The organism is Variovorax sp. P4_D9, assembly GCF_056401695.1.
In genome coordinates this window covers 1-2,191 of the sequence record NZ_JBFUIU010001163.1, presented here as the reverse complement: position 1 = coordinate 2,191, position 2,191 = coordinate 1, and the positions used below count along the sequence as shown (strand labels likewise).

The following is a 2,191-nucleotide window of genomic DNA, read 5'->3' as shown; positions in this document are numbered from 1 at the left end:
CTGCAGGCGTGGTTGCCGGCGCCGGTGCCGGCGTACCGATGGCGGCGCGCTCGAGCAGGCTGCTGCTGCCGCCGCCGGCCGGCCGTGCGTGGCCGAAATAGGCCAGCAGCAAGGTGCAGGCGAAAAACACCGCGGCCAGCACCGCGGTAGTCCGCGACAGGAAGTTCGCGCTGCCGCTGGCACCGAACAGGCTGCCGGCACTGCCGCTGCCGAAGGCGGCGCCCATGTCCGCACCCTTGCCGTGCTGGATCAGGATCAGCCCGATCATCGCGAGTGCGGTGAGCATTTGCACGCCCACCAGGATATTGAGGACCACATTCATTCGTTCTAACTCCTAAATTTTGTCGTCGGCCGCGCGCTTCAGCGGGCCGCTGCAATGATCTGCAGGAAATCGGGGGCCTTGAGCGACGCGCCGCCGATCAGGCCACCGTCGATGTCGGCTTCGGCCAGCAACTCGACCGCGTTGGCCGCGTTCATGCTGCCGCCATAGAGAATGCGGATGCCCGCGGCGTGCTCGCTTGCCGCGTGGTGCAGCTGGGCGCGGAGCACCGCGTGCACCGCCTGCGCCTGCGCCGGCGCCGCCGTCTTGCCGGTGCCGATGGCCCAGACCGGCTCGTAGGCGACCACGATCTCGCTGATGCAATGGCCGTTGACGTGGATCACCGCGGCCAGCTGGCGCTTGACCACTTCCTCAGTGTGCCCGGCCTCGCGCTCGGCCAGGCTCTCGCCGACGCAGACGATCGGCGTGATGCCGTTGGCCAGCGCGGTGGCGGTCTTGGCCGCCACGAGTTCATCGGTCTCGCCGTGGTACTGGCGCCGCTCGGAATGCCCGACGATCGCATAGCGCACGCCGAAGTCCTTGAGCATCGCCGCCGACTGCTCGCCGGTGAAGGCGCCCTGCGGCTGGGCCGAGAGGTCCTGCGCGCCGAGCCTGATTGGCGACCCGGCCACCAGCGACTGCACCTGCGCGAGGTACGGTGCCGGGACGCAGACCGCGACCTCACAGGCGGGCGTGCCGACACCTGCCAGCAAGGCCTTCAGCAGCGCCTCGTTGGCAGCCAGGCTGCCGTTCATCTTCCAATTGCCGGCGATCAGCTTCTTCTTGGTCGTCATGTCGTTCTTGTTCACCAGGTCAGCACGATCTTGCCGATGTGCTGATTCGATTCCATCAGGACGTGGGCCTGTGCGGCGCCGCTGGGCTGACCCGCCGCGGCGAAGCGGCTGTGGATGATCGGCTTGACCGCGCCCTTCTCGAGCAGCGGCCAGACCGTCTCGCGCAGCGCCTTGGCGATCGCCCCCTTGAAGGCGACCGGACGCGGCCGCAAAGTCGAGCCGGTGATCGTGAGCCGGCGGCGCAGCACCAGGCCGGCGTTGATCTCGCTCTTGACCCCGCCCTGCACCGCGATGATCACCAGCCGGCCGTCCTCGGCCAGGCAGTCGAGTTCGCGCGCCACGTAGCCRCCGGCCACCATGTCGAGAATCACGTCGACGCCCTTGCCGCCGGTCAGGCGCTTGGCCTCCTCAGCGAAATCGGCGTTTCTGTAGTTGATCGCATGGTCGGCGCCGAGCTTCAGGCAGGCTTCGCACTTGTCGTCGCTGCCGGCCGTCACGATCACGGTAGCGCCGAGCGCCTTGCCGAGCTGGATGGCCGTGACGCCGATACCGCTCGAGCCGCCCTGGATCAGCAAGGTCTCGCCCTTCTGCAGGCGGCCGCGCTCGAAGACGTTGCTCCAGACGGTGAAGAAGGTCTCGGGCAGCGTGGCCGCCTCGACATCGCTCCAGCCCTTGGGCACCGGCAGGCACTGCGCCACCGGAGCCACGCACAGCTCGGCATAGCCGCCGCCGGCCACCAGGGCGCAGACGTGGTCGCCGATTTTGAAGGCGGCCTCGGCCAGCGCACGCTCGTCGCCGGCGACGATCTCGCCCGCGACCTCGAGGCCCGGCAGATCGGAGGCACCCGGCGGCACCGGGTAGTTGCCGGTCCGTTGCAGCACGTCGGGACGATTAACACCGCTCGCGGCCACGCGGATCAACAATTCGCCCGCGCCTGCAACGGGCGCGGGACGTTCCGCCATGCGCAGCACCTCGGGGGCGCCGAACGATGTTATCTCAATGGCTTTCATGGTCTTGCTCCGGGTAGCGGCCGACCGCACTGCCGGCGGACGGCACGCGGTACGGCGCAATGGCGTTG

Annotated in this window: 3 protein-coding genes; all 3 read right to left on the bottom strand. The window is 68.9% G+C overall.

Translation table 11 applies throughout. The annotated features are described in order from the left end of the window. On the bottom strand, nt 1-322 hold a 322-nt coding region (secG, locus tag AC1DY5_RS52420; protein ID WP_478122147.1), incomplete at its 3' end, for a preprotein translocase subunit SecG. 38 nt (nt 323-360) lie between these two features. Next, entirely contained in the window at nt 361-1,113 is a 753-nt protein-coding gene (tpiA, locus tag AC1DY5_RS52415; RefSeq protein ID WP_478122148.1) for a triose-phosphate isomerase, read from the bottom strand. An 11-nt stretch (nt 1,114-1,124) separates the two neighbouring features. Then, the gene (locus AC1DY5_RS52410) at nt 1,125-2,123 is read right to left on the bottom strand and encodes an NAD(P)H-quinone oxidoreductase (protein WP_478122146.1); all 999 of its coding nucleotides are present in this window, start codon (nt 2,121-2,123) and stop codon (nt 1,125-1,127) included. Nucleotides 2,124-2,191 lie beyond the last annotated feature (68 nt).